Origin of the sequence: Pantoea vagans (assembly GCF_001506165.1) — a bacterium.
Lineage (GTDB): Bacteria > Pseudomonadota > Gammaproteobacteria > Enterobacterales > Enterobacteriaceae > Pantoea > Pantoea vagans_C.
In genome coordinates, this window is the sequence record NZ_CP011427.1 from 1,649,688 (window position 1) to 1,676,009 (window position 26,322).

The 26,322-nt window shown below is 49.4% G+C and carries 29 protein-coding genes; 15 read left to right on the forward strand and 14 right to left on the reverse strand.

Features of this window, described 5'->3' with window-relative positions; genetic code table 11:
- Window positions 1-67: 67 nt before the first annotated feature.
- From LK04_RS07665 to LK04_RS07695, 8 genes are all read right to left on the reverse strand, one after another.
- A complete protein-coding gene (locus LK04_RS07665; protein WP_052206215.1) occupies window positions 68-2,353 on the reverse strand; it encodes a replication endonuclease in 2,286 nt (761 codons plus the stop codon).
- Window positions 2,354-2,368: 15 nt separating this feature from the next.
- On the reverse strand, window positions 2,369-2,953 hold the full coding sequence (locus tag LK04_RS07670) for a hypothetical protein (RefSeq protein ID WP_039335380.1): 585 nt from the start codon (window positions 2,951-2,953) through the stop codon (window positions 2,369-2,371).
- A complete protein-coding gene (locus tag LK04_RS07675; RefSeq protein ID WP_039335381.1) occupies window positions 2,950-3,177 on the reverse strand; it encodes a TraR/DksA family transcriptional regulator in 228 nt (75 codons plus the stop codon). The genes LK04_RS07670 and LK04_RS07675 overlap by 4 nt, the downstream gene beginning before the upstream one ends.
- Window positions 3,177-3,407 carry a DUF2732 family protein gene (locus LK04_RS07680; protein ID WP_052206213.1) on the reverse strand — a complete coding sequence of 77 codons (231 nt, stop codon included), beginning with the start codon at window positions 3,405-3,407 and terminating at the stop codon, window positions 3,177-3,179. The genes LK04_RS07675 and LK04_RS07680 overlap by 1 nt, the downstream gene beginning before the upstream one ends.
- 66 nt (window positions 3,408-3,473) lie before the next feature.
- Entirely contained in the window at window positions 3,474-3,815 is a 342-nt protein-coding gene (locus LK04_RS07685; protein ID WP_039335382.1) for a DUF5347 family protein, read from the reverse strand.
- Complete coding sequence (locus LK04_RS20060) at window positions 3,779-3,967, reverse strand: phage filamentation protein Fil family protein (protein WP_071885737.1); 189 nt, start codon at window positions 3,965-3,967, stop codon at window positions 3,779-3,781. Before LK04_RS20060 ends, LK04_RS07685 begins: the two co-directional genes overlap by 37 nt.
- A gap of 9 nt (window positions 3,968-3,976) precedes the next feature.
- The gene (locus LK04_RS07690; protein WP_039335513.1) at window positions 3,977-4,486 is read right to left on the reverse strand and encodes a phage regulatory CII family protein; all 510 of its coding nucleotides are present in this window, start codon (window positions 4,484-4,486) and stop codon (window positions 3,977-3,979) included.
- Window positions 4,487-4,517: 31 nt separating this feature from the next.
- A complete protein-coding gene (locus LK04_RS07695; protein ID WP_039335383.1) occupies window positions 4,518-4,919 on the reverse strand; it encodes a hypothetical protein in 402 nt (133 codons plus the stop codon).
- 114 nt (window positions 4,920-5,033) lie between these two features.
- Between LK04_RS07695 and LK04_RS07700 the strand changes: the two genes are divergently transcribed.
- From LK04_RS07700 to LK04_RS20745, 5 genes are all read left to right on the forward strand, one after another.
- On the forward strand, window positions 5,034-5,876 hold the full coding sequence (locus LK04_RS07700) for a phage repressor protein CI (RefSeq protein ID WP_039335386.1): 843 nt from the start codon (window positions 5,034-5,036) through the stop codon (window positions 5,874-5,876).
- A 49-nt stretch (window positions 5,877-5,925) separates the two neighbouring features.
- On the forward strand, window positions 5,926-7,584 hold the full coding sequence (locus tag LK04_RS07705) for an AAA family ATPase (RefSeq protein WP_039335388.1): 1,659 nt from the start codon (window positions 5,926-5,928) through the stop codon (window positions 7,582-7,584).
- The gene (locus tag LK04_RS07710; protein ID WP_039335390.1) at window positions 7,577-8,773 is read left to right on the forward strand and encodes a hypothetical protein; all 1,197 of its coding nucleotides are present in this window, start codon (window positions 7,577-7,579) and stop codon (window positions 8,771-8,773) included. The genes LK04_RS07705 and LK04_RS07710 overlap by 8 nt, the downstream gene beginning before the upstream one ends.
- Window positions 8,774-9,103: 330 nt before the next feature.
- The gene (locus tag LK04_RS07715) at window positions 9,104-9,430 is read left to right on the forward strand and encodes a hypothetical protein (protein ID WP_039335391.1); all 327 of its coding nucleotides are present in this window, start codon (window positions 9,104-9,106) and stop codon (window positions 9,428-9,430) included.
- 108 nt (window positions 9,431-9,538) lie between these two features.
- A complete protein-coding gene (locus tag LK04_RS20745) occupies window positions 9,539-9,706 on the forward strand; it encodes a hypothetical protein (protein ID WP_166932300.1) in 168 nt (55 codons plus the stop codon).
- A gap of 41 nt (window positions 9,707-9,747) precedes the next feature.
- Here LK04_RS20745 and LK04_RS07720 read toward each other — a convergent pair whose 3' ends face one another.
- Window positions 9,748-10,026 (reverse strand): hypothetical protein, encoded by a 279-nt coding sequence (locus tag LK04_RS07720; RefSeq protein ID WP_039335393.1) that lies wholly within the window; start codon window positions 10,024-10,026, stop codon window positions 9,748-9,750.
- Window positions 10,027-10,518: 492 nt separating this feature from the next.
- Between LK04_RS07720 and LK04_RS07725 the strand changes: the two genes are divergently transcribed.
- The gene (locus LK04_RS07725; protein ID WP_039335395.1) at window positions 10,519-11,166 is read left to right on the forward strand and encodes a metallophosphoesterase; all 648 of its coding nucleotides are present in this window, start codon (window positions 10,519-10,521) and stop codon (window positions 11,164-11,166) included.
- 3 nt (window positions 11,167-11,169) lie between these two features.
- Here the strand turns inward: LK04_RS07725 and rsmF are convergent, their stop codons facing one another.
- The 3 genes from rsmF to yebS all read right to left on the reverse strand — a co-directional run bounded on the left by rsmF (window position 11,170) and on the right by yebS (window position 16,516).
- A complete protein-coding gene (gene rsmF / locus LK04_RS07730; RefSeq protein ID WP_039335397.1) occupies window positions 11,170-12,594 on the reverse strand; it encodes a 16S rRNA (cytosine(1407)-C(5))-methyltransferase RsmF in 1,425 nt (474 codons plus the stop codon).
- Window positions 12,595-12,669: 75 nt separating this feature from the next.
- A complete protein-coding gene (locus LK04_RS07735) occupies window positions 12,670-15,303 on the reverse strand; it encodes a PqiB family protein (protein ID WP_039335399.1) in 2,634 nt (877 codons plus the stop codon).
- Window positions 15,272-16,516, reverse strand: a complete 1,245-nt coding sequence (yebS, locus tag LK04_RS07740; RefSeq protein ID WP_039335401.1) for a membrane integrity lipid transport subunit YebS — start codon at window positions 16,514-16,516, stop codon at window positions 15,272-15,274. Before yebS ends, LK04_RS07735 begins: the two co-directional genes overlap by 32 nt.
- A 217-nt stretch (window positions 16,517-16,733) precedes the next feature.
- Between yebS and LK04_RS07745 the strand changes: the two genes are divergently transcribed.
- The 4 genes from LK04_RS07745 to htpX all read left to right on the forward strand — a co-directional run bounded on the left by LK04_RS07745 (window position 16,734) and on the right by htpX (window position 21,174).
- A complete protein-coding gene (locus tag LK04_RS07745) occupies window positions 16,734-17,234 on the forward strand; it encodes a GAF domain-containing protein (RefSeq protein ID WP_039335404.1) in 501 nt (166 codons plus the stop codon).
- 96 nt (window positions 17,235-17,330) lie between these two features.
- Window positions 17,331-18,017 (forward strand): RNA chaperone ProQ, encoded by a 687-nt coding sequence (proQ, locus tag LK04_RS07750; protein WP_039335405.1) that lies wholly within the window; start codon window positions 17,331-17,333, stop codon window positions 18,015-18,017.
- Window positions 18,018-18,036: 19 nt separating this feature from the next.
- Window positions 18,037-20,073: a carboxy terminal-processing peptidase gene (gene prc, locus LK04_RS07755; RefSeq protein ID WP_039335406.1), complete on the forward strand. Its 2,037-nt coding sequence runs from the start codon at window positions 18,037-18,039 to the stop codon at window positions 20,071-20,073.
- A 219-nt stretch (window positions 20,074-20,292) separates the two neighbouring features.
- Window positions 20,293-21,174: a protease HtpX gene (gene htpX / locus LK04_RS07760; protein WP_039335407.1), complete on the forward strand. Its 882-nt coding sequence runs from the start codon at window positions 20,293-20,295 to the stop codon at window positions 21,172-21,174.
- 46 nt (window positions 21,175-21,220) lie between these two features.
- On the opposite strand, the gene LK04_RS07765 is transcribed toward htpX, so the two are convergent.
- Window positions 21,221-22,603: an MFS transporter gene (locus LK04_RS07765; RefSeq protein WP_039335408.1), complete on the reverse strand. Its 1,383-nt coding sequence runs from the start codon at window positions 22,601-22,603 to the stop codon at window positions 21,221-21,223.
- Between the two features lie 194 nt (window positions 22,604-22,797).
- Between LK04_RS07765 and kdgR the strand changes: the two genes are divergently transcribed.
- Complete coding sequence (kdgR, locus tag LK04_RS07770; RefSeq protein ID WP_039335410.1) at window positions 22,798-23,589, forward strand: DNA-binding transcriptional regulator KdgR; 792 nt, start codon at window positions 22,798-22,800, stop codon at window positions 23,587-23,589.
- A 37-nt stretch (window positions 23,590-23,626) separates the two neighbouring features.
- Here the strand turns inward: kdgR and LK04_RS07775 are convergent, their stop codons facing one another.
- Entirely contained in the window at window positions 23,627-23,863 is a 237-nt protein-coding gene (locus LK04_RS07775; protein ID WP_039335515.1) for a YobH family protein, read from the reverse strand.
- 218 nt (window positions 23,864-24,081) lie between these two features.
- Here LK04_RS07775 and LK04_RS07780 point away from each other — a divergent pair, with 218 nt between their 5' ends.
- The 4 genes from LK04_RS07780 to cspE all read left to right on the forward strand — a co-directional run bounded on the left by LK04_RS07780 (window position 24,082) and on the right by cspE (window position 26,278).
- On the forward strand, window positions 24,082-24,357 hold the full coding sequence (locus tag LK04_RS07780) for a YebO family protein (RefSeq protein WP_039335412.1): 276 nt from the start codon (window positions 24,082-24,084) through the stop codon (window positions 24,355-24,357).
- Between the two features lie 15 nt (window positions 24,358-24,372).
- Window positions 24,373-25,377 carry an MBL fold metallo-hydrolase gene (locus LK04_RS07785; RefSeq protein ID WP_039335414.1) on the forward strand — a complete coding sequence of 335 codons (1,005 nt, stop codon included), beginning with the start codon at window positions 24,373-24,375 and terminating at the stop codon, window positions 25,375-25,377.
- A gap of 533 nt (window positions 25,378-25,910) precedes the next feature.
- The gene (locus LK04_RS20635; RefSeq protein WP_153011405.1) at window positions 25,911-25,985 is read left to right on the forward strand and encodes a DUF2627 domain-containing protein; all 75 of its coding nucleotides are present in this window, start codon (window positions 25,911-25,913) and stop codon (window positions 25,983-25,985) included.
- 83 nt (window positions 25,986-26,068) lie between these two features.
- On the forward strand, window positions 26,069-26,278 hold the full coding sequence (gene cspE, locus LK04_RS07790) for a transcription antiterminator/RNA stability regulator CspE (protein ID WP_034828712.1): 210 nt from the start codon (window positions 26,069-26,071) through the stop codon (window positions 26,276-26,278).
- Window positions 26,279-26,322 lie beyond the last annotated feature (44 nt).

The window sequence follows — 26,322 nt, forward strand, 5'->3', positions numbered from 1 at the left end:
ATAAACAGTACCATGGTGATAAGGAATCGTAAAGAATCGTGCAACTCTGATTGGTCCGAACGCTGCTTTAATGAGCAGCCCTACTAGTTTTATGTCGTTTTGCTAGCGAAGCAAATCTTTCTAGAACTGTTGAGGGCTTCCTTCTGTCCCTGAACAGATGTCCCCTGCTACCACTCCAGAATGACTGCTCACCAACTTTGAGTTTACGGCCACTCATTATCCAAGTGATCTCACCTTCGGATAGGTGCAAACGCGAGACATCGTGGAATATCTCTTTAAGTTGCTCGCGTTTCTCCAATTGCTGCGCGGTTGGGGTTGGTGGTGACTGATTTCGCTTCTTAACCGGTGTGCTTTCGTGCAGTCGCCGCAAAATACGCCGCCTTTCTGCTCGTGTTGGCGGACTTGAGAAATCGAGAGGGGTATCAACTGGCGGCGACGCCGTACAGTTATTGACAGAACTCCAAGAGGGCGCGGACGCGCCCTTAACGTCAACGGCCAAATCAACGGCACGCTTCGTCACAATTTTCCACTGAGTCAGTCGGGTTAGGATTGGCGTATCTGCGCCCGCTTCGGTTGCATACACGCCTTTGATACGCACGGTTTCTTCGCCGTAAGCGTTGAGATCTTCGCTCGGTTGATACCATGTGCGCACGGCCAGCTCATCCCGACGCACAAATGCGCCGCCCTGTGCGTTAACATAGCCAGCCCAATCGCCTGCATCAGCAGCGTCATGCACGGCAGCAAACTCGATACTGAGTCCATGTGCGGTTTCACTGTCGGCCATGCGGCGCAGTTCGCGATACACCGTGACCGGCGCTCCACCAACAAACTGGAACTGGCGAATGTGCCAACGCGCAGCCCATGCCGAAACGGCGGGCGCGGTGTCTTTAAGTTCTTTACCACTTTCGTCGTCCAGCTCGCCGTCGAGCGCATAGCCATCAATATTTTTTGAAATGTATTTAGCCACATAACCGGTGGCGCTGCCTTTGTCGGGATCAATGGCTTCGGCATGAAAGCGCGCTCTGCGAGCTTTTTCGCTGGTTAGTTCTACACCATCTTCACGCCATGCATAGTCGCTGATCACCTCACGCACACGATCGATATTTTCAGGCAGCATAAACATCAGCATGTGCCAATGTGGTGTAGCATCGTGATGGGGTTCGGCAACACGAATACCAAAGATGCGGATTTCTTCGCGATGCAGCTTGGCGCGAATTTTCTGCCAGACGTTGCAAAGGTAACGCTGCGTGTCTGCCGGGCTAGCGCCATTCCACTTACGGTTACGATGACCGGTCTTGATAGTAGCGTGGTAGCGAGAAGGCGCGGTAATCGTATAAAACTCACCGACAAATCCCATGTCGTTGCAGATGTTTTCAAATCCGCGAATGCGGTTCATCAACTCGCAGCGCTTAATGGCGGGATTTGACACACTGGAATCAAACTTGTCGATTAGGCTAATTCTCTCGCCGGTTTCTTCATTCTCCAACTCAAGCCCTTTAAGAAACTCTCGCGTGCGGCGCTTTTGCTCGCGCCACTCCGACACTGTCATTCTGCTGGCATAGGGCGTGTGTTTTTTGCTGACGTTGGCGAGGGCGATTTGCAGATGTTCACGCCATGATGCCGCGATACGACGCAGGCGACCCTTCCACCATTTCTCGGTCTGCATGCGCAAAATCGCGGGTGTGACTTCTTCCGGCTCAAAGAATCGAGACGTGACCTTTTCCCAAAGTGGCGGAGTCTGGTTGAATTCGCCGGTGATGGTGGCGGCGGTCATGTAGATTCGATGTGTGTATTTGTAATCTGATTCGCTGTCAGATTGAGCATGCGCTTGCACCAGTTCAGCCAGGGTAAAGTTGGCAATGTCACCAGCCAGTAAATCAACATCGGCACGAGTCATATCAGGCAAGCGGTTAAAACGACGCATCAATTCCCATAGCGCGCCACTTGCTCTGGCTGAGCCTTTTGCATTGTCTGAATTATTAGTGAGTAGGGTTTGTGTTCCGGCCTTCATCTCGCCTAGGCGATACTTGGTGTTCACACATTCAACGCGTGGCAATGTGCGCTCAACAAATGTCTTTGTTAAGTACGCATTGGCACGGGCAATGCCCTGTGATTTTTCCAGTTCGGCGACGCGCCTCCTGACATCGAGCTGTATCAGCGTTGGCTGCTGAGCGAGTAATTGCTCAGCATGCGCCAAAGCCGCAATCAATTGATCGCGGCTTCGCAGTTCCTGATAGGTAGGATAGGGGCTGGCAATGGCTTCCCGTGGAGTATTCCACGGGTAAGCATATGCTTGCGACTCACCATGATTGGTATTAATTTCTTCGCTAATATCAGAAAGGGAGGCACACATTGGAACCGGAATCATCTACACAACGCCCTTATTACGCCGAGAATATTCACTTTCTGGCTGGCGGGAGAGCGCCTCTACGCGCTGTAAGACTTTTATCAGCGCGCGACATGTATGCTGCTTGCGACGCGTTCTTGAGTCAGACACAAAATTACCGACCAGAGCGTTGGCTTGGTTCAAAATCCAGTCGAGACGACCTTGCTCGTCTTTTCGAATGGAATACTGGAGCAGATTGGCTACCACACGGAGAATGGAAAGGCTCAGTTCAGCGCGCATTGAATAACGTGCTCCAACAGCTAGAGAGCAGCCATAGACACGAATTCTATGAGTGGGATGACTGGGAATCTCTACAGTCAGATATTCACATTTCGCTTCAAGCGACTCGTAGGACTGTTGAGTTTTTCTGCGCGGGAGATCCACGATTTCTGCCAATGCCGACAGACTTGTTTTTGGTTCCTGATCACTTCGGGAAATTCCTCTGCACTCTGATTGCTGGAACTGTAAGTCCTGCATAGATCTCAACGGTTGATAGCGAAATGACACCGGGATGTCGTAATGGACTGCATCCGATTTATGCTGAACGTGAGATTTAGAATTACTCATGCCGCACCGCCTTTGCGAGCATTTCCAAATCTTTCTTCAATGTCCTGGCAGCATACGCAGCGGGTCACGCCATGAATGGCGCGGCGACGTTGTTCTGGGATAGGAGCGTTGCAGTCCTCACAGAATGACGCAGATACACCTACAGGACGATTAGTGATTAACGCGATGCTGCGTTCGAGCATTTCCTCGGTACGCTGCTGCACAATATCCATTGAGTCGGCCATCAGTGCGTCTCCGCAATTTGCGTTTGGATTTTTTCGATTTCCTGATGGAGCAGTTCGGCAGCTTCAATCGACGATAATTCGTCGTGACGGATTTTCGCGGCCAATATGTTCAGACGATTGACCATCAAGTCAGCGCGATCGCGACGCTCTTCTTTGCGCGCGTCATTGAGCATCATGTCGAGGTCGATATATGAAGCCGTTTGTTTAGATTGGGATGAATAAATCAGCATGTAATTTCCTGTTTTTGGGCAAAGTGAATCCCGGCGGGTTTACGCCAGTTAATTGCATTGAGTTAATTAGTTAGAAAGCGTCATTCGCTTAGGGAATAAACTCACAACGGCTTTTAATTGGTTCATTGCACGAATGACTGCGGATTTTTCATCGGTGCTTAATTCGCTAAAATCAGCGCTGTGTCGGTCTTTACCGATATTCGCCAGGAAAAAGATTGCGCTTAGTGCGCGCTTATTGTCCTGGTAGTTGTTGTCTCTCACATCACGTATTGAGTCGAAGAATCGCGATAAATCTTTTTCACCGTCGCCGCCCTTAAACTGCGAGCGCAATAACGCAACGTGATTGAGTGCGGCGACGCGCTGACCGGCACTCAATTCGACAAGCATTGAATCGCCTTCAATAGCCATGATTTGCCTCTCTTGGGTATTGCCTGAGATCGTGGTGCGCCTGAAACCTTTTTAACCGGATGCCAGCGCTTACCGTTATAACCTAAAATCCATCCGTGCCCGTAGGACATTGACGGGCTTTGCCTCTTGAGCTGTGCAGCAAATGAAATCATGGCTGCACCTCACACCACGCCGAACGAAGCGCCAAGGACGCTGATCGCATCGACTGTAGAAGACAAAGCAGGGTTAGCCTGTATGCGCGCTTGAACAGCGATTGCGGCCAGCGTTAAGCAGCGAATACCGCTATTCACGTTTTGTAGTAGACCGCGTTTGCAGCTCGCGCTTAATTGCTCAGTTGAGATCGCGCCAGCAGCGAGTTGACCAACCTCAGCGGTGGCTTTCATCACATACAGTGGCAGCTTGTCGTTGGCGACTTCGTTGACCGGCACGCAAGGCAAGCACTGGATTTGTGCAAGCAAGCCATCAATGAGCGTCGCATCTTCGGTGACATCGGTAAGCGTTAACACTTCTTGCACGGTGAGCTGGTGCGGCTGGTCGGGATTAAGTTTGTTACGCAGCGTTTGCGCGCGCATGCCAGCTTGCTGTGCAACGTCTTTCATGTTGTGCGCTAACGCGAACTTGCGACAAGCGTCGTCGTAGTGCGTATGGGTAGAAACCTTGAAATCAAACATGTTTGAAATGACCTCAACTTGCAAAATCAAATTAGGGTTTGATGTAGCGACATTTGATTGCGTGTTGGCGGTTTTTTTCACGCCAAGCTGCAACATTGATTAAGGCATTGCCGTGTTTGATCATCGTGGTCTCGGCCTTCTCACCGGTCTTTTTATTGGTGCGATTCTGCGTAAGAGTGCGAGTAGGAGTTGGTGCCAATAAAACTACGCCATTGGATATCCATTTCTCGAGTACAGAGTCACTGATGCGGTTCGCTGCGGCAAAGTCTTTCTTAGACATGGTAGGGGAAGTCGCTAGCGCGACAGCTTTGTTAACAGCCTCGTTAACCGCTTCGCTGATAACAGGCATCAAAATTGCAGCGACATTGGCAATTAAATCTTTAGATTGCACTAAGTCAAATGCGTTTTGGCTGTTTGCATTTTCAGTATGCATAACGCAGTATCTCCTCGTGGTCGTTTTGTTCTACTGTGTTTCATGTGGTGTGAATACACCTTAGATCGTAAAAGCGATTTGGTAAATGATTATTTATCACTTAATGGTGTTTTTATGATTGAAGAGAAGGGCGGCAGTACTCAGATTCTCGAGAGACTCATGTCTTCTTATGGGGTTAACACTCAGAAAGATCTCGCGGCGGCGCTTGGCATACCCGCTAACAACATTAGTGGATGGACTCAGCGTGATAGCGTTCCAGGTAATGCCATCATCAAATGCGCATTAGATACTGGAGCTGAATTGCGTTGGCTGGTATCTGGAGAACTTGCAAAAGCAAGTTTTATTAGAGGGGCCGATGCATTAATAGGCAAGGTTCTTTATGACGAGATAACTTCCAGTGGTGGTAAACCTGTCCTGCGCAGGATAATGGATGCCTATGGTTTTACACTTCAAAAGCAGCTCTGCGAACGTCTTGGCATATCTTCTGGGACAGTTAGTACGTGGGTTCGCAGGAATTATTTTCCTGGTGATGTTGTTGTAACATGTGCTCTTGAGACTGGTGCATCATTACAATGGTTAGCTACAGGGAAGGAAAACCAGAAAAAGTCTTTAGATAACGAACACAATGTTACTTCTATTCCTAAAAAAAATCTCAATGATGGCGTTTTAATTGATACGGGCTTTTGGAGTGTAGACCTAAGCATTATTTCTAATGTTATAAAAACTCCCATATTGATATCCAGTAATACAGACCTTTGGATAATTGACGGGAGTGTTAATGAATTAAGTAATGGATTGTGGCTTCTTGGTGTTGATGATAAATATGATATTTATAAAGTAGCACTACTCCCTGGAAAAAAAATAAGTGTTAATTCTGGAGGGGATAGTTTTGTCTGCATGGATAATGAAGTTTATGGTTATGGAAAAGTGGCAGTTACTATCGGAAAAAATTTTTAGGGTAAGATGGTAACGGTATTAGGGCGATTAATTATTTATTGAGGTCGACATGGAACTTGTTTATGTCTTCGCTTTAGAACATAAAATACTAAATGGTTTCGGCGCAAAATTTAGCTCTAATTTCGATGTTAGTGTTACTGATGAAGTCATATCCATCAATAGAAATACAAAATCGGTTGATTATTATGATGGCCTTAGCATTAAGGCCATTGTCGGTAAAAATGGGGCAGGAAAATCATCTTTATTAGATTTTATTGAGGAGTCTTGTAATCAGTATACGGAATCTAGAGGTTTCATTATCTGGCATGATCCAGAAAGGGATGAAATTATTATTCATGACATTGGTCGCACACTCTATACATTCAGCGTTGATTCTTGTCTACAATTTAAAATTGTAGAAAACAATAGTGCTTTTTTTAAAAAAAACAACCATAAGATCTACAAAGTAAACAATTTGCCATCGAATGATTTATTTATAAAAAAAAGGAAGAAAAAAAATGTTGTTGACCTTTCACTAGGAGCCCAAGGGAAGCTAAAAGGGAAGGGCAGAGCTAACAATCTGAAGCGTTTACTCGATTTTTTTAATGACAGTGAATGGTTGGCAAACAAGCAAGCTAAATACACATATACATTTCATTTCAATCCTCCCAGCACTTCAATTAATCGTTGGGTCGAACAAATAATTAAGAACGAAGAGGAGTACGTTGAAAGTGACCTCGTAATTAGAGTTAAGAATCAGTTTGAAGAATATACAAACCAAGATGTTTTCAATGAAGAAAAAAACACAATAGATTCTATTTCTCAAACTTTATTAAGAAGAAATATATTTACTTTTATAAATACTTTCCCCTCTATCCATATTGGTAATAGGAAATTCACAGATGAGTTTTGTTTGCACACTCTATTTGACTCGAGATATTGCGAGAGTTTAAATTATGAAGATTTCGTAGGTGACTTAATATCATTTAAAGAGAAATGGAACATTGATAATAAAAAGCCTGATTATTCCATTGACAATGATTATTTTAGATTTCATTGCGCAAGGTTTTTTGATTCGATATTGAGCCTCACTGAGATAGTATATTACAGCGTAATGAATGGTAACGTTAGACGTGGTAATGAATTTAATAGCAATGATTATTTAGTAGTGGTGTCGGTTTTACATAGCTTGTCTGCTCTTCCCTCTGGGTTGGCTAATAATTTTCGTTATGGGTGGGAAGGATTCAGTACTGGAGAATTGGCAAAATTAAATTTATTTTCATCTATTTATAATATTGTGTCTGGTGATGCTATTAGTGGGTTGGTCATTATTGATGAAGTTGATCTTTTTTTACATCCAGAATGGCAAAGGAGCTTTGTCAGTGAATTGATTTCATTTAATAAAGAATACAACCGTGCAAAACTCCAATTTTTAATCACGACTCACTCCCCACTAATAATCGGAGATCTACTGTCAGATGATATAATTTCAATGTTTATTCCAGATAACGGTGTTCCATTAAAAATAAAGCCTTATGGTTTTGGTACGGAAATTACAGATGCCTATGTATTAGGAATGCATATACAATCAACTTTCGGAGAGCATTCAAGGCTAAAACTCCTTGAGTTAATTGATAAAAAGAAAAGAAATGAAATTTCGGAAGACGATAAAAATTTGATAAGAATGATATCCAATCAAGAATTAAAACGGAACTTATTAAATGATTAATTATATTCTTCACTTTCCAAAGGAATTGACAACTAAAATTAGAAACGAATTTTGCACGACTGTTATGATAAACCTTGAACGGTTACGCGAAAATTGTCGTGTAAATGATGCTGAAAACTTCGGTTCTCTATCAAAGTTATCATCAAGGAAAAACATTTTAAGGATCATCTTTTGCAAACCCAGTCGTTTTAAAGAATTAATAGAAGAGGTTTTCGTTTCTCTTCCTGTGATAGCTGATAGGTATAACCCTAAGCGTATCTTTGCAAATGGTAATTTTAATTATGAACTCCTAGAGTTGCATGCTTCTTCAACGCGAGCTAAAGAAATTCATAGTGTAGTCAAAAGTAGCTTGTCTGCAGAATTGTTAAGATTACACAGAGACTTTGATTCGTATATTTGTAGTGACCTTAATAGAAAGCTCAATGCCACTAACAGTATCGGTAACACAAAAAAAATCTTGCTAAGAGTTAAATTACTTGCAAGTGGAGAGGGGAGACTCACTAAAGAGGAAAAAACTTTGTATCCATCTTGGGTTCAGGAGTTTTACGGAGCGTTTGATTATGAACTGCTCAGTCGAGACTATGGTTATAATTTAGTTGCCTCTAGTCAGCTAAGTGTATGTCCATATTGTAATGCGGAAGAAATACCGTTGATACTGGGTGCTAAGAAAACTCATAGACCAGCATTAGATCATTTTTTGCCTAGGTCAAAGTATCCGTTTTTAGGAATTTCAATTTATAATTTAATACCGGCAGGTAATATTTGCAATACATCATTCAAAAGTGACATTGACTTTTTAGACGGTTACCTTAACCCGCTTGTTAGTGGTGTCGAACACAAGAGTTTATTTAATTTTGAGTTCAATGCTTTATTAAATTTAGTCGATATTAGATTAAAAAAAATCCAAGCATTTGAGAAAAATAAAAATATTTTTGAGTTAGAGGCTCGCTATTGCTCACCTTATTATGAGGAAGTTTACTTAGACATTAGAACCAATTACAAAATCCTAAAAGATTTGAATAAAAATGAAGTTGATATTTCTAAAGACAAGTTTTTAATTAATCAATTCTTCAAGATGAATGGTTCATGTAATAAAACACAAAATTTAAAGTTCAGAAAAGAAGCGTTGCGGCATGTGATATTTAATCATAAGCTTGTAAATACGCAAGAAATTGAAGTGGTTGAATGAAATTTTAGGATGAACTGTTGTGACAACCAAATTATGAAGCAATAGAGATTACATATGTAGGATAGATTTGCTGCTCGCAAATTAAGAGAAAGTTTTGTAGCAGCAATCGTCTGTTTCGATGTGGCCAATTTATCGCCATGTCGGTAATTAACTCATTGATAAATAGACTAATAAATCGTATTGGGTCTTTTTTTGTGGATTAAAACACTCCTCATAACGTTCATAAAGTGCACGATCTCCCCAGTTATTCTCTGAATCAAACCAATCCCACCGTGTTAAATTCCCCTGATGCCATTAGCCAACAATACCAACCACAACGAGAGTCGTTCGATGTTAAAACCTGCCATCCTGTTCACCACGCTGTTGCTGCTCAGCGGCTGCGCGCTCAAGCAATACCCGCAATCACCCAAAGTCAGTGATGAAGAAGCGCAAACCTACAATTGTGCGACGCTCGATCAGGAGATCGCCAAGACCCATAGCGTGCAGCAGCAGATTGACAAAACCGGTGAGTTTGATGCTTTAACGGTGATCGGCTTCTTAGGTGATTTTGGTATCGGCAACGGCATCGCAAAGGCCAGCGCTAACAAGCACGCAACGGCGCGGTTAAACGAGTTGGAGCAGCTAAAAACGGTGCGTTGCGGTCATCCAACGGCGTAGAGAATCAAGCCAGCACTAAAGTTGCGGACATTTATCAGCAGCCAGTGAGTGTGAAAAATGGTATAAGGGTGCGCATCATTTTTTATTGCCGGTTAATAAGGACTCTTCATGGCAAATGCGCAATATCTTCTCTGGGTAATGATTGGCACCTTAACACTGCTGAGTATCTTTATTGGAGTCGTGGTCGGTCGGACAAAAACGCCTCGTGTCGGCTTTGCTACCTTTGCCGGATTGTGGGTGTTTTTCCTGCTGGCGATCTTCTTTCTTTCCCATTAAGGGAGCTATTTGCCACACGGTTTGTGTGGCAAATCAATACATTAAGCGGTGTGGTTTAACGCGGCGCGATGCTGAGCGATCAGCTTATCAGCCATGTAGCGGTCTTCCTCATGCTGAGAAATATAATATTCATAGGGATCGTGCACGCCAAGGCTTTCAATATAATTCAGGTGGGCTTGTTTCACTTCACGGTTAATATATTGCACCACCTCTAGTCCATAATCATCTGCATAAACCGGCGCTCGGCTTTTAATATCGCGAATCAAATCCGCGTTATTATGCATGAAAAGCTCCAGATCGATTTTGTAATAGTCTTTCATTGCTCACTCCTTGCTGTGAATACTGTTCTAAGCGTAGCAAAAGGCTTTAGCGCGTTGTGACTACAAGTGCCAGCAGGATGGTTGAATGAGCATCACTTATGTAAGCGAAGCGTAAAAATCAATAGTGAGAATGATAGTTAATATCATTTAACTTGTTCGGAATTGTCTTAGTTGGTAAAGTCTTCGCCGTCCCGCACAGAGCTAACGCCTTTAATGAGCGCCGGAGATAAGCGCCGGACGGGACTTTCATCAGGGCTGCAGGACGCAGCCTGTGTTGAAACTTCACAAGCGAGTGAAACGCTCACCCCACAAACAGCAGATGCACCAAGCGCGCAAGCGATTCCAGTAGCAGCAGGCTGCCCAGAAATATAAACACCAATACGCCAATAAATTGTTTACGGCTGCTCACGCTGTTCCCTCCCTTGGCTCCATCTCACCGGACTATACTTTAAGCCGGGTTCACTAAACTTCCAGTCAACCGGGAAAGATTACATGTTTTACCAAACGGTGAGTGCCAAAACGTGGCGTAACATATGGGTTGTTGGTGATTTACATGGTTGCCGCGCCCAATTGGATTCGCAACTGATCCTGCATGACTTCGATAAACAGCAGGATTTATTGCTGTCAGTGGGTGATCTGATCGATCGCGGACCCGATAGCCCCGGCTGTTTACAGCTGCTGCAAGAGCCTTGGTTCCGCTGCGTGCGTGGTAACCATGAACAAATGGCGCTATCAGCGCTGGATGGGCATGACCCTATGTTGTGGATGATGAACGGCGGTGACTGGTTTTGGCAGTTAAAAGGCGCGGATTTAATTGCAGCGCGCCATGCATTGAAACGCTGCGCCGATTTACCGTTGATTTTACATATCGAGTTAGCGGATCGCGTGGTGGTTATCGCCCATGCCGACTATCCCGCCAGCCATTATCAGCTGGGACAAGACGTTGACTGGCATCAGGTGGTGTGGAGCCGTGATCGCCTGGGGCGCCATCATCGCGGGACATCCACCAGCATCGACGGTGCCAGCGATTTCTATTTCGGTCACACGCCATTGGAGCAGCCACTCAATGTGGCGAACCAGCATTATATCGATACCGGTGCGGTGTTTGGTAATCGATTAACGCTGGTTCAACTGCAGTAAGGATTAACGGAACAGACGACCATCACGCACCAGCTCGCGGGGATAGCTGTTTTTGATGCGATTGCTGACTTTCTTGGCTAATCCCAGCGGTTGCTGCTGATAAGTGACGATGACTTCATCCTGCGTAGGTAACGTCTCAGGACGGATATCCTGGCCACGGTACCAGCTTTCCGCTTCGTCAATGGTGAGTTCAAAATCTAACGCGCTGCCCGGCTGGGTAAAGGAGATCACCGCTTCATGCTGCCAGCGATAGCCTTTAGGAAAGGTCTCTGCCAGCTTCACGCCGATGCGCGAGAAGCGCACTCTGCCCAACCAACTTTCCAGCGCGGCAGGGAATAGCCACAACTCTTTGTCGCGTTGCCACAAGGTATGATTCTCATCCCACTGGATACCCACTTTCGCTGCCGCTTGCTGCACTTCGGCAGAGAGTTTACGGCTGGCCGGTGAGAAGGGCAGTTTGCCCACTTTATAGGTCGGCGCAGGCAGTGCCGGGATACGGGCGGTTTTGCGCAGGCGTGCAACGAAAAAGCCTTCGCTATCGAAGATCTGCGGGAACACGTGTAAAAATCCTTCAGGTGTCAGCGCTTGCTCTGCCCCCGCAAACAAGCCGTCCAGCGGCACGATTTCCACAGCGTCTGGATAACGCTGTTGCAGCCAGGCAATCACCTGCTGATTCTCAATCTGGTTCAGGGTGCAAGTGGAGTAAATCAGCGTGCCGCCCGGTTGCAGGGCATGAAAGGCACTGTCGATAAGATCGCGTTGTGTGGCGGCAATCTCTTCGGTGCTGGCAAGGGTCCAGTTACGCAGCGCATCGGCGTCTTTGCGTACCACGCCTTCGCCGGAGCAGGGGGCGTCCAGCAGGATGGCGTCAAACTGTTCAGGGAGTGCAGCGCCAAACACGCGGCCATCAAAGTGGGTCAACGCCACGTTACTGACGCCGCAACGGCTGATATTGGCGTGCAGCACTTTCACGCGGCTGGCCGAATACTCATTGGCGAGGATGGCACCCTGATTGCGCATCAACGCGGCCATTTGCGTGGTTTTGGATCCCGGCGCAGCGGCTACATCCATCACCTGACGCGCATCGGGTGCGGCATCAAACAGTGCCGTTACTGGCAACATCGAGCTGGCTTCCTGAATATAGAACAAACCACTCAAATGTTCGGCGACGCTGCCGAGCGGAAGTGACTCGTCGTCTCGCTCAATCCAGAAACCTTCCGGACACCAGGGAATCGGCGTCAGACGCCAGTTGTAGTGCGCGGTGTGCGCCAGAAACGCCTCAACGCTGATTTTTAGCGTGTTGACGCGCAGGCTGCGGCGCAGCGGTTGTTGACTGATCGCCAGAAAAAGCTGCAGTTCATTTTCATCAGCGAGGCTGGCGCGCATCAGCGCAAGGAAATCTTCGGGAAAGCGATCGGACACAGACATATACCGGGGCATCAAATGAAGCGCGAAGTGTAACACGTGCAAACAAAACGGGCAGCCCGCAGGCTGCCCGATTGCTTAATTGGGGTCCGGAATCGCTGTTCCCCAGTTGCGCCACTCTTTCGGCGCTTCATCTTGCAGCAGGAAGTGCTTATCGGCTCCGGCCTGTGGTGCCAGTGGCACCGTCGGCGGGGTGGCAAACTGAATGCCGCCACGGATAAATTGCTGGAAGGTGCCGGTTTTCACCACGCCGCCAATCAGACCGAAGTCGAGGTTATAGCCGGAGGCCAGCCAGAACACTGAGTTGTTACGCACCAGATGCTGATATTTCTTGCTGATGCGCAGGGCGATCTGCACGCGATCTGCCATGTTGCCCAATGAGGTGCCGGTTACGGTACCCACTTCAACCCCACGGAACAGCACAGGGGTGCCCAGCGACAGCGAACCGGCTTCGGTGGCATCCACATAGATGTTAAGACCGTTGAGGTAGCGCGAATCGGTAATGGTGCTCTCCTGCAACTCAAACACGCGGGCCTGAGCACCTTTACCCGGATCGACGTTGAGATAGGGCTGGAGCAGCGTTTCCAGATGGTTGACGCCTGCGGCCGAAATTTCCGGTGATACGACCGAGAAGCGACTGCCGACGCGCGCGAAGTCCTGTACATATTCAGGATACAACACGGCTTTTGCCACCACCTGGTTGTTATCTTTACTCAGTGCCAGTGATTCGACCTGACCAACATTGATACCGAGATAGCGAATCGGCATACCGGCTGCCAGTTTGCTGGCGTCAAAGGTGTGCAGGGTGATTTGGCTACCCACGGCACGCGCGGCGGTTTCAGACGAATAAAGAACGCGCTTCACGCCTTTTGCCGCTTGAGCGCCAGTCAGGTTATCGAAGCTGATAGCGCCTTTCAGCGCACGATTCAATGGCGAAGCCTGCACCGTTAAGCCGCTGCCGTTGAGCTGGACTTTCGCACCGCCTTCGGCCCAGAACACACTTTCACTGGTGAGCAATTTGCGATACTGCGGCTCGATGTGAATGGAGATCTCAAAGGCATCGGCACGCGGTACTACGTCTACCACTTCACCCACCTGGAATTTACGATACAGCACCACAGAACCGGCCTGTACGTCTGGCAAACTTTCTGCGGTCAGTTTCAAGGTAGTTGGCGGCTGATCGCCAACGATGCCTTCCTGCGCACGTTCGGCGTCGGCATATAAAGGATAACGCGAGGAAGGATCGCCTTTCGCACCCGGTACCAGGCGAATACCACCATCGACCCATTCACGGGCGCTGGCACCCAACACCTGCATCCCATCGAGACCAAACTTCACATCGAGACGGCTGTTAACGATAAACTTGCTGTCAGCGTGCACCAGATGACGGAATTCTGGATTGATCGCCACCGCGAAGCTAATGCCGTTCTCATCCAACTGGCGAGAAATAATCTGACCGATCTTCATGCCATACAGCATCACGGGTTGGCCCTCATCGATGCCGTAGGTTTCTGGCGCACTCAGTTTAACCGTGAGCACATCGGGTTTTTGCAGCAGAGTTTCGCTGGCGGGTAATACCGTGAAATGATCCTGCGGCTCGCCTTCACCGGGCACCAGTTCAAAAGTGTTGCCGGTGAGCAGGCTGCTGAGATTGGTATCGGTCAGGCTTAGTTTTGGTGCGCGCATCTCAATACGCGTGCCGCTGCGCATTAGACTGGTAACCGATGGGTCGACAGTCAATTCGCCCGTGACTTTGCCACCAGGCAGCAGGTTTAGTTTGGTGAGCGTACCGACTTCCAACCCTTGATACATTAAGGGTGTACTGTCCGCTTTCAGGTTATCGCCATTCGGCAAATCAAGGCTGATTTGCACGCCACGTTGGCTGCGTGCCAGGTCAGGATACAGCTGATAGTTTTCATCGCTGTTTGCCTGCTGGCCGTCATTCGGGGAGTCAAAGGCAATGGCACCATTGACCAAAGCGGCCAGACTCTCTAGTTTGACCTTGGCACCACTTAGGCTGACATCGGCATCGACACCGGACACATTCCAGAAGCGACTCTGCTTTTTCACCAGGTTGACGAAGCGGCGCTCAATCAGTACGTCGACGGTCACGCCATCGGTGTTGCTGTTGATGCTGTAGTCATAGACGCGGCCCACCGGGATTTTACGGTAATAGACCAGGGAACCTGTATTCAACGAACCCAAATCGGGTGAGTGCAGGTGGATTAGCAGTTCACCGGTATTGACGCGGTATTTCGGTTGCGTATCTAACGCGGTGAAATGCTCACGTGGATTACCGCCACCGGGCATCATGCCGATATAGTTACCGCCGACCAGGGCGTCCAGGCCAGAAACTCCAGCCAGTGAGGCTTTCGGTGTCACCAGCCAGAATTGAGTGTTGTCTTTCAGCGCATCGCGCATGTCACTCTTGATACTGGCCTTGATCTGGATGCTGTGATAGTCATCGCTCAGCACGATACCCTGCACCGTACCCACTTCCACACCTTGATAACGAATGGGCGTGCGTCCCGGCACGATGCCGTCTGCGGTCTGGAAGTTAATGGTAATAGTGGTACCGCGCTCCTGGTAATTGGTCCATAGCAGCCAACCCGCAATCAGCAGGGCAATAATGGGCAATAACCAGAACGGCGAAATCTTGCGTTTATTACGCAGATTGGCGCTAGTCGGTGTAGTCGGCGTTTCCTGTTGCATGTGCATCCCAGATCAGGCGGCTATCAAGCCACTCTACAGCCATAATGGTCAGGATGACTGCCGCGCCAAAATAGAGCGCGGCAGGTCCCATGGTAAAAGCCAGCAGTTGATCGCGATTCACCAACGACATGGTGACCGCAATCACGAACAGATCCAGCATCGACCAACGTCCCACCCAGGTGATGGCACGCAGCAATCGAATACGGGTTTTGATGCCCTGTTCGCATTTAAAATGGATGCTGAGCAGTAAGGTCAGCATCACTAACACTTTGGTAAACGGCACCAGAATACTGGCGATAAACACCACCGCCGCGACGGGCACGTTGCCGGAAGCCAGCCCCAGAATACCGGAGAAAATGGTATCTTCGCGGCGCGCACCGTTGACGTAAACCACTGAAATCGGCAGCAGGTTAGCGGGGATCAGTAGCACAATCGAAGCAATCAGCGCGGCCCAGGATTTCTGCAAACTGTGGCGACGACGGAAATCGAGCGGGGTGTGACAACGCATACAGCGCCCGCGATCGTCCGGCACGCCGGTTTGATGACAGTTCAGGCAGACCTGCCACTGTTCAGGAGGAGAGGTTGGCACAGCCTGCGGATAATAGTGTTCCCACAGCTCCTCAACGTTAAGGTGAATCAGCGTGAGCAGGCTCAGTACCGTCAGCGCGATATAGGCCACCAGACCGTAGCCCACTTCCAGCGCGGCATAATCCTGCACCTTTATAGAAGCGACTGCCACACCGACCAGATAGATATCCAGCATCACCCACTCTTTTAGCTTCTCCAGCATCAGCAATACCGGGCGCAGGTTCATACCGAGGGCGTGGCCAATCCATAAGTAGCAGATGCCCGCGACTAAGGTCATAGGGGCACCAATGGTGCAGAACGCCACCATGGAGGCAGTCAGGACGTTGCCCTGTTGCGCCATCTGGATCACACCTTCCACCAGGCTGGCGTTGATGCGCATGCCAAGTAAGCGAATATCTACCAACGGCAGGCTAAAGGCGAAGGGCATCAGCACGATCATGGTCACGGCCATCACCGTGAGGCGCGTCATTGACCAGTCGCGGCCGTTTTGAATCTTTGCATGGCAACGCGGACAGTGCGCAGCCTGATGCGATTTCACATCCGGTAAGGAAAAAAGGGTATCGCATTGCGGACAACGCTGATAACGTGCGTGGGGCAACGTCTGGCTGATAGCGTGAATTTTCATAGGTGACGCAAATGGCCCATCGTTCGTTACAGTTACCGGCATGCTGAGCAGAGCAATCTGTCTGCAACATTCTGTGGTCCGAGAAAATTCTTAACCACCGACTGCTAAGGGTATAGTAACTAACACAATGATTCACCTTGTGGGGCTGGATTATTAGTGCTTATTTTAACAACTGAGTGACAACAAGGTCACGACAGTGACGAGTTATGGTTAAACAATGAACAAAAAAGCCTTTTATGAGGATTTAAATCGCGATGTCCGTGCACTGTTAGCGGGCGAAACCTCTTTCCTTGCGGCACTGGGCAATTGCAGTGCGCTGTTGTTTGAGCGTCTGGAAGGTGTGAACTGGGCGGGATTCTATTTGCTGACTGAACCGAACACGCTGGTATTGGGCCCATTCCAGGGCAAAATCGCGTGTGTGCGTATTCCGGTGGGCAAAGGAGTATGTGGCACAGCGATTGCAGAGGATAAAGTGCAGTTAGTTGAAGACGTGCACGCATTCCCGGGACATATCGCTTGTGATGCTGCCAGCAACGCAGAAATCGTGATTCCTCTGAAAGTGAATGGCACCGTTGTGGGTGTGTTAGACATTGATAGTACGGTTTATTCTCGCTTTGATAGTGAGGATGAAACGGGGCTGGTGGCCCTTACCGACGGGCTTTGTGAAGTGCTGGCGGGCAGCGACATCGTAAAATTTATTCAGCTGACGCGCAGCTAATCGACTGGATCACATAGCATTTGGCGATGTTGTCATTATAATGTCGCCTGTTCATGCCTGCTCTGGTCGGCAAACCCGTAGTAATCAGGAAATTTCATGGAAAATCAACCTAAGTTGAATAGCAGTAAAGAAGTTATCGCCTTTTTGGCGGAGCGTTTTCCGCAATGCTTTAGCGCCGATGGCGAAGCGCGTCCGCTCAAGATCGGTATCTTCCAGGATCTGGTTGAGCGCGTTCAGGGTGAAAACAGCCTGAGCAAGACGCAACTGCGTTCGGCCTTACGTCTCTATACCTCTAGCTGGCGTTATCTTTACGGCATTAAAGCCGGTGCGACCCGTGTCGATCTCGACGGCAACGCCTGTGGCGTGCTGGATGAGCAACACGTGGAGCACGCGCGCAAGCAATTAGAAGAAGCTAAAGCGCGCGTTCAGGCGCAACGCGATCAGCAGCGTGCGAAGAAGCGTGAAGCCGGTGAAGAGACCGCTGAGCGTCGCCCGCGCAAGCCCGCACCGCGTAAAGCGGCTGAAGGCGGCGAAGCTGCACCACGTAAGCCTCGTCCACAGGCTCCGCGTGCGGCGTCGACTGAACGCCAGGCTGCACCACGCCCGCCGCGAGCAATACCTGTCACTGACACCTCAACTTTGCAGCTCGGCCAGAACATCAAAGTTAAAGCAGGCAAAAGTGCAATGGACGCCACCATTCTTGAAATCACCAAGGATGGCGTTCGGGTACAGCTCGCTTCCGGCATGGCAATGATTGTGCGCGCAGAACACTTGCAGTTCTGAAACGGAGGCTGACCCTGGCATGAACAACATTTTAAAGATCGGTATGATCGCGGGCCTGCTGTTAGCAGGCCCCACCTTTGGCGCAGACAACATTACCCGCGCCGACCAGATTCCCCAGTTACATGAAGATCCACAGCATCCTACCGTCAGCGAACGCGTCACATCGCGTTTTACCCGCTCTCATTACCGTCAGTTCGATCTCAATCAGGATTTCTCTGCGAAAATTTTTGATCGCTACCTGAATCTGCTCGACTACAACCATAATGTGCTGCTGGCCTCTGACGTTGCTCAATTCGCCGATAAGAAAACCACCATCGGTGATGAACTGCGCAGCGGTAAGCTGGATGTATTTTACGATCTCTACAATCTGGCGCAGAAACGCCGCTTTGAACGCTATCAATATGCGCTGAGCGTGTTGAACCGCCCGATGAATTTCACCGGCAATGACACCATTGACATTGACCGTTCAAAATCGCCATGGCCAAAGAGCACAGATGAGCTGAACGCGCTGTGGGATGCCAAAGTTAAATATGATGAGCTGAGCCTGAAACTGGCGGGCAAAGATGACAAAGAGATCCGCGAAACGCTGACCAAGCGTTACAACTTTGCCATTCGTCGTCTGGCGCAGAGCAACAGTGAAGACGTGTTCCAGCTGGCGATGACCGCGTTCGCGCATGAAATCGACCCGCACACCAACTACCTGTCACCACGCAATACCGAACAGTTCAACACCGAAATGAGCCTGTCACTGGAAGGCATCGGTGCTGTGCTGCAAATGGATGATGACTACACGGTCATTAACTCTATGGTGGCGGGCGGTCCAGCGGCGAAGAGCAAATCCATTAGTGTGGGCGACCGCATTGTCGGCGTGGGCCAACCGGGCAAGCCGATGGAAGATGTGATTGGCTGGCGTCTGGATGATGTGGTCTCCAAAATTAAAGGACCGAAGGGCAGTAAAGTGCGCCTGGAAATCCTGCCAGCCGGTAAAGGCACTAAAACCCGTACTGTGACCCTGACGCGTGAGAAGATCCGTCTGGAAGATCGTGCCGTTAAAGGTACGGTTCACAATGTGGGCAAAGAAAAAGTCGGCGTGCTCGACATTCCTGGCTTCTATGTCGGCCTGACTGACGATGTGAAAGTGCAGCTGCAAAAACTGCAGAAGCAAAACGTCGACAGCATCGTCATCGACCTGCGTACCAATGGCGGTGGTGCATTGACCGAAGCGGTATCGCTCTCTGGTCTGTTTATTCCAAGCGGCCCAGTGGTGCAGGTGCGTGACAATAACGGTCGCGTACGTCAGGACAGCGATAACGACGGCATCGTGTATTACAAAGGTCCGTTGGTGGTATTGGTCGATCGTTTCAGTGCCTCAGCGTCTGAAATCTTCGCCGCAGCCATGCAAGACTATGGTCGTGCGTTGATTGTCGGTGAGCCGACCTTTGGTAAAGGCACCGTCCAGCAGTATCGTTCGCTGAACCGCATCTACGATCAAATGCTGCGTCCAGAGTGGCCAGCGCTGGGTTCTGTGCAGTACACCATCCAGAAGTTCTACCGTATCAACGGCGGCAGTACTCAGCGTAAAGGCGTTACGCCAGATCTGCTGATGCCAACCGGCGTGGAAGCGGCAGAGACAGGTGAGAAGTTCGAGGACAACGCGCTGCCATGGGATAGCGTGAATGCGGCGACTTACACCAAAACCGGTGATATCACCGCGCTGGTGCCGCAGTTGACCAAAGAGCATGCCGATCGTATCGCCAAAGACCGCGAGTTCCAGTACATCCTGAAAGACATTGCGCGCTTTGATGCTATGAAGGACAAGCGCAACATCGTGTCACTCAATCTTGCCCAGCGTGAGAAAGAGAACCACGAAGATGATGCACTGCGTCTGGAGCGTATCAACGCCCGCTATCAGGCCGAAGGCAAAGCACCGCTGAAGAGCCTGGATGATTTGCCAAAAGATTACAAAGAGCCGGATCCGTACCTGGATGAAACGGTTAACATCGCCAATGACATGGCTCAGCTGGAGAAATCCCAGCCTGCTACTAGCGCGAAGTAATCTTCAGCGTCGTCAGAAGCACCGCTCAGGCGGTGCTTTTTTTTGCGCTAAGATCATTGTTTATCGTGGCTAATGGGCAGATTCAGGCACACCATTACCAAATGTAAAGTTATGTCTTTTTAGACACTTAAAGATTAAGGTTGCTTGAAATGCTGCGCAATGAACATAGGATATATATCCGCGCATGAGCGCGAGCACAACTGAGGAAGATTAACGTTTATGATGCGTATTGCGCTTTTCCTGGTCACCAACCTGGCGGTGATGTTGGTATTCGGACTGATTCTGAGTCTGACAGGAATCCAGTCAAGCAGTGTTCAGGGTCTGATGATTATGGCAGGTCTGTTTGGCTTTGGCGGTGCGTTTGTTTCACTGCTGATGTCCAAGTGGATGGCGTTACGATCCGTTGGCGGTGAAGTGATTGAACAACCCCGTAACGAGACAGAACGCTGGTTGATGGACACCATCAGCCGCCAGGCTCAACAGTCCGGCATTGCGATGCCGCAGGTGGCGATTTACCACGCGCCAGATATCAACGCCTTTGCGACCGGTGCGCGTCGTGACGCCTCATTGGTGGCGGTCTCGACCGGTTTACTGCAAAACATGAGCCGTGATGAAGCGGAAGCGGTGTTGGCGCACGAAGTGGCACACATCGCCAATGGTGACATGATCACCATGACGCTGATCCAGGGTGTGGTGAACACCTTCGTGATCTTTATTTCACGTATTATTGCGCAGGTGGCTTCTGGCTTCCTGTCGGGTAACCGCGATGGCGAAGAGAGCAGCAACGGTAACCCACTGGTCTATTTTGCCGTTGCTACCGTACTGGAACTGGTGTTTGGTATTCTGGCCAGCATTATCACCATGTGGTTCTCACGTCACCGTGAATTCCACGCCGATGCCGGTTCTGCCAAATTAGTCGGACGTGAGAAGATGATTGCCGCCCTGCAGCGCCTGAAAACCAGCTATGAGCCGCAGGAGCCCAGCAGCATGATGGCGTTCTGTATTAACGGTAAAAGCAAATCGTTGAGCGAGCTGTTTATGTCGCACCCGCCATTAGACAAGCGCATCGAAGCGCTGCGTAATGGCGACTATTTGAAGTAATCGATAGTTGAATGAACAAGGGCGCCTGATGGCGCCCTTGTTGTTTTTAAGCGTCTGTCACGGCACGCGATTGTGACATGCGCGCCATGCTGACCACAGCAGCAACGCTGGCAAAGATGCCTGCCAACACTAACGACGCGTGGGTGCCGCCATCATTGAAGAGGTTCAGCATCAAGGCGACCAGGGCTGCCCCCATGCTTTGACCCACTAAGCGTGCAGTACCGAGCATACCGCTGGCTCCACCGCTTCGGTTACGCGGCGCGGAAGAGACAATGGTGTGGTTATTGGGAGACTGGAATAAGCCAAAACCGGCACCGCATAAAATCATGCGCCAGATAATATCCGCATCCGTTGGCTGTGACGGTAAGAGCGCCAGCAGGAATAAACCGGACGCAAAGATCGCCAGCCCTAATCCGCCGAGTAACCCCGCATGGACGCGTCCAATCAGTCGGCCTGCAATCGGTGCCATCACGCTGGTTGCCAGCGGCCATGGCGTGAGTAACAGCCCTGTCGCCACTTCATCACGGCCCAACACGTTCTGCATGAAAAAGGGCAGAGACACCATCGCCAGCATCTGCGCACAGAAGGAGCAAACCGACGTGCACATCGACATGGCAAAAATCGGGATGCGCAGCAGGTCCACGGGCAGTAACGGCACGGTCATGGAGAGCTGACGGCGAATAAACACCACGCCAACCACCACCAGTGCCACCACCTCGCCCAGAATTAATCCGCGATTCTGGCCTTGTGCAAAGCCACTTAATGCTGAGATCAACAAGCCGAAGAACAGGGCGTTCATGATTGCACTTGGCACATCAAATTTCTGTTGGGTGGCTTTCTGCGTGTTATCCGGCAGGAAGCGCAACGCCAGCCACAGCGCCAGAACACCAATCGGAATGTTAATCAGGAAAAGCCACTTCCAGCTGGCGATAGAAAGGATTGCTGCGGCAACGGTCGGCCCGGCGGCACTCGATACCGCCACGATCAGCGAGTTAATCGCCATGCCGCGTCCAAGGAAACGCTGCGGATAGATGATGCGAATCAGCGCCGTATTCACGCTCATCAACGCAGCACCGCCAAACCCCTGCAGGATGCGCGCCACGGTCAGCATATTTAGTGAAGAGGAGAGGGCGCAAAACAAGGAGGTCGCGATAAACAGTGCCAGACCCACCTGATAAACACGTCGGTAACCCAGCATGTCACCCAGGAAAGAGAGTGACAGCAGTGAAATCACAATGGCGATTTGGTAGGCGTTAACAATCCAGATTGATTCCGCGGGGCTGGCATTCAGCTCACGTGCAATGGTGGGCAGCGCCACATTGGCGATAGCGCCGTCTAACACGGCCATCATGATGCCCAACGCAATAGTGATAATGGCACCATAGCGCTGCGGAACGGGCAATCCATCCTGAGAAAGTGTAGGGGACATAAAAAGGAATAAGTGAAGTCAGTGAATATCATCATGCTAATCAATTATGTGATGGAAAGCACCGAATTCATTGACAAAAAATTACGAAGGAATGTGTCTTACAATGCGATTCGTTGCCGCCACTGGGCTGAAACGCATATACTGGCGTTTCTGTTCCGTTTTTTTTGAAACACAGTCAAAAAAGGATACGCGCAATGGCGAGCAGCGATAACGATAAACAGCCAGATTCCGTTTCATCCGTGATGAAAGTATTCGGCATACTGCAGGCGCTCGGAGAAGATCGCGACCACGGCATCACCGAGTTGTCGCAGCGTGTGATGATGTCGAAAAGCACGGTATATCGCTTTCTGCAAACCATGAAATCGCTGGGTTATGTGGCGCAGGAAGGCGAAAGCGAAAAATACTCGCTGACGCTCAAACTGTTCGAGCTGGGGGCGAAAGCCCTGCAAAACGTGGATTTGATTCGCAGTGCAGATGTGGAGATGCGTGAGTTATCGCGCCTGACCAAAGAAACCATCCACCTCGGTGCGCTGGAAGAAGACAGCATTGTCTACATCCACAAAATCGATTCACTGTATAACCTGCGCATGTATTCGCGCATTGGTCGGCGAAATCCATTGCACACTACCGCGATTGGTAAAGTGCTGCTGGCCTGGCGCGATCGCAATGAAGTGCAAGAGATTCTGAGTGAAGTGGAGTTTCGCCGCAGTACCGCCAATACCATCGTCTCGGCGGATGCTCTGCTGGATGTGCTGGATCAAGTCAAAGTACAGGGCTTCGGTGAGGATAACGAGGAGCAGGAAGAGGGTTTACGCTGCATCGCGGTGCCGGTCTTCGATCGCTTTGGTGTGGTGATTGCTGGGCTGAGTATCTCGTTCCCGACAATTCGTTTCTCGGAAGAGGGTAAAGCGGAGTATGTCGCGATGCTGCACCGTGCGGCACGTAATATTTCCGATCAAATGGGCTATCACCAGTATCCTTTCTGATACAGATTAACGGGCTGTTTCCAGCCCGTTTTCATGATTAATTGTCTACCACTTCACCGCTTTTCTTCAGCAATGGGCAATCTGTAACACCCACAATGCCACTGTCCGTATGCAAGTATTGCGCGGTGATCACACCTCGCGCTGTCAGATAGCTACACTGCAAACCCAGACCGGCCGCATTTTTATTGCTGCCTGTTAGTACGCCATAACCGGTAAACAACATGGCCAGCCAAATCACGCCCACCACGATAATCGCTCGAATGAAAAGTTTCATTTTATCTCCTTGTGATACACAACGCAGCTGTCCTGAAGTCGCTGCCATTTCTATAGTAGCAGCATGCCGCGTCCTGCCGATGAAATCGATCAGAGATAACTGAAAGCCATACAGATGCGGGATAATCTGCTTTCCGCCGGCAACCATTATCTTTTCCGCACACAACGAGTAGAATCAGCGGCGGTGTAAGTGTTTTATGTATGACAATAGAGGCAGTTATGAACGAGTTAGCCGCAAATACCAGTCCGCTGTTGAGCTATGGCGTACTGGCCATCATTATTGTTGTGGCCTTTATCGCCTGGTTCTTCGTCAACCGGGCCAGCGTACGTGCCAGTGAACAGATCCGTTTACTGGAAGCGCTGTTAGAAGAGCAGAGAAAACAAAATGCGCTGCTGCGCCGCCTCGCGGATGCTCAGCCAGCCACAGCAAAACAGCAGGAAGAGGAAGATGCCATAGAGCAGCGCGACTTCATCCGCATGATTCCAGAACGTTAAACACACGGAGCAGTAATGGCCTGGCAAAACCCCTGGTATGACGCATCGCTGGCACATCACACGCCAGAAGGCTTCCGCAACCCGGAAGAGGAGTTGCGCCAACCAGGGGATTTGCAACGCTGGCGACGCGAGCGAAAGGCCGACAACCTGCCACGCCCGCCGCAAGCCGGATATCCCGCCTTTATTGATCGCTGGTGCCAGACCACAGATTTAAGTGGCGATGATGACCGCATCTGGTGGCTGGGCCATGCAGCATTGCTGCTGCGCCTCAATCAACGTTACATCCTGATTGACCCGGCACTCTCATCACGCGCGTCACCCCTGCCGTTTGCTGGACCGCAGCGTAAAACCCCAGCGCCACTCAGTATCGCGCAGTTGCCGCATCTCGATTTCGTCCTGATTTCGCATAATCACTATGATCATTTGGATCGCCCGACCATCAAACGTATTGCACGTCATTTTCCTGCTGCACAATTTTTGGTGCCACTGGGCATGGGGGAATGGTGTCGCAAACGTGGGGTGCGCAATATCAGCGAATTTGATTGGTGGCAGTCCAGGGACGTTGCAGGACTAACATTTACCGCAGTGCCGGCCCGGCACTGGAGTATGCGCACCTTCTGGGACCGTAACCGATCTCTCTGGTGTGGTTGGGTGATGCATAACCAGAATCTGAATTTTTGGTTTTCGGGTGACAGTGGTTACAGCGATAATTTGCTGGAAATTGGTAAGCGTTTGGGCCCATTCAATCTTGCGGCATTGCCGATTGGCGCCTATGCACCAAAATGGTTCATGCGGGGACAGCATATGGATCCCGATCAGGCGGTAGCATTGTGGCAAGCTATTGGCCGCCCCCTCACGCTGCCTATTCACTGGGGCGTGTTTGAACTGGCAGATGATCCGTTAGATGAACCCCCAGTGGTGCTGGCACAGGCAATGGATGCTGCAGGCGAAGATAAAAGGCGCTTCGCGCCCTGGAGAATAGGTGAGAGCCGCACTCTGCAAAATATCGATTCGGATTAATCCTAAGCGCATTTTGTTAAATCAAGCAATGCGGTGCATTTTTTTAACATTTATTTGTTGTCTGGATAGTTAAAATTAAGATAACCGCCAAATTCGTTATGCATATATTTGGGGCAATCCTCAGTTTATTTTCCTGATTTTGGTGCAAAACTATTTATGAGTTGTACCTAATACCGACTGCTGTACAAGTTTTGCGCAATGCACGATTGTTGCATTAAGTGCGAACTTTTTGCCGGAATATTTTATTCATGCCATATTAGTGCAATATTTTTCGCATAATCTAAACCGCTTTAATTGTGCTGGTTTTTGGTAACCCGCTACGCTTGACTAATGTACTTACTGGCGCTAACTACTCTGAAGCATAACCCTTTTTTGCTCATATGAATGTGTCGCTGTCAATATGACAACTGGTCTGCTGTGCGGCTTTTCAGCCAATTATGTGCGTTGTGTCGATCACCGTTTAAAAATGGCTTGCCATTAATTTGCGAATATGTGATAACGACTCGTGGGTCAAACGAGGTACAGTTCTGTTTATGTATGGCATCTTCAGTAAAGAAGTTACGAGTAAAGACGTTGACGTTGAATACTGCTTCCTTGCCGAACCTTAAATTAGTGCCTCATTCAGTAATGTCTCTGGTTTCTCTGTAAGACTGCCTTCGGGCAATATAAACAATCAAAGGAATTTGCAAAAATGGCAAAGATTAAAGGTCAGGTTAAGTGGTTCAACGAGTCTAAAGGTTTTGGTTTCATTACTCCTGCTGACGGCAGCAAAGATGTGTTCGTACACTTCTCTGCAATCCAGGGTAACGGCTTCAAAACTCTGGCTGAAGGCCAGGCTGTTGAGTTCGAAATTCAGGACGGCCAGAAAGGTCCAGCAGCAGTAAACGTTACTGCTATCTGATTTCGTTCTCAGACTTGGTGCCATGCGCCACTGACACGAATTTA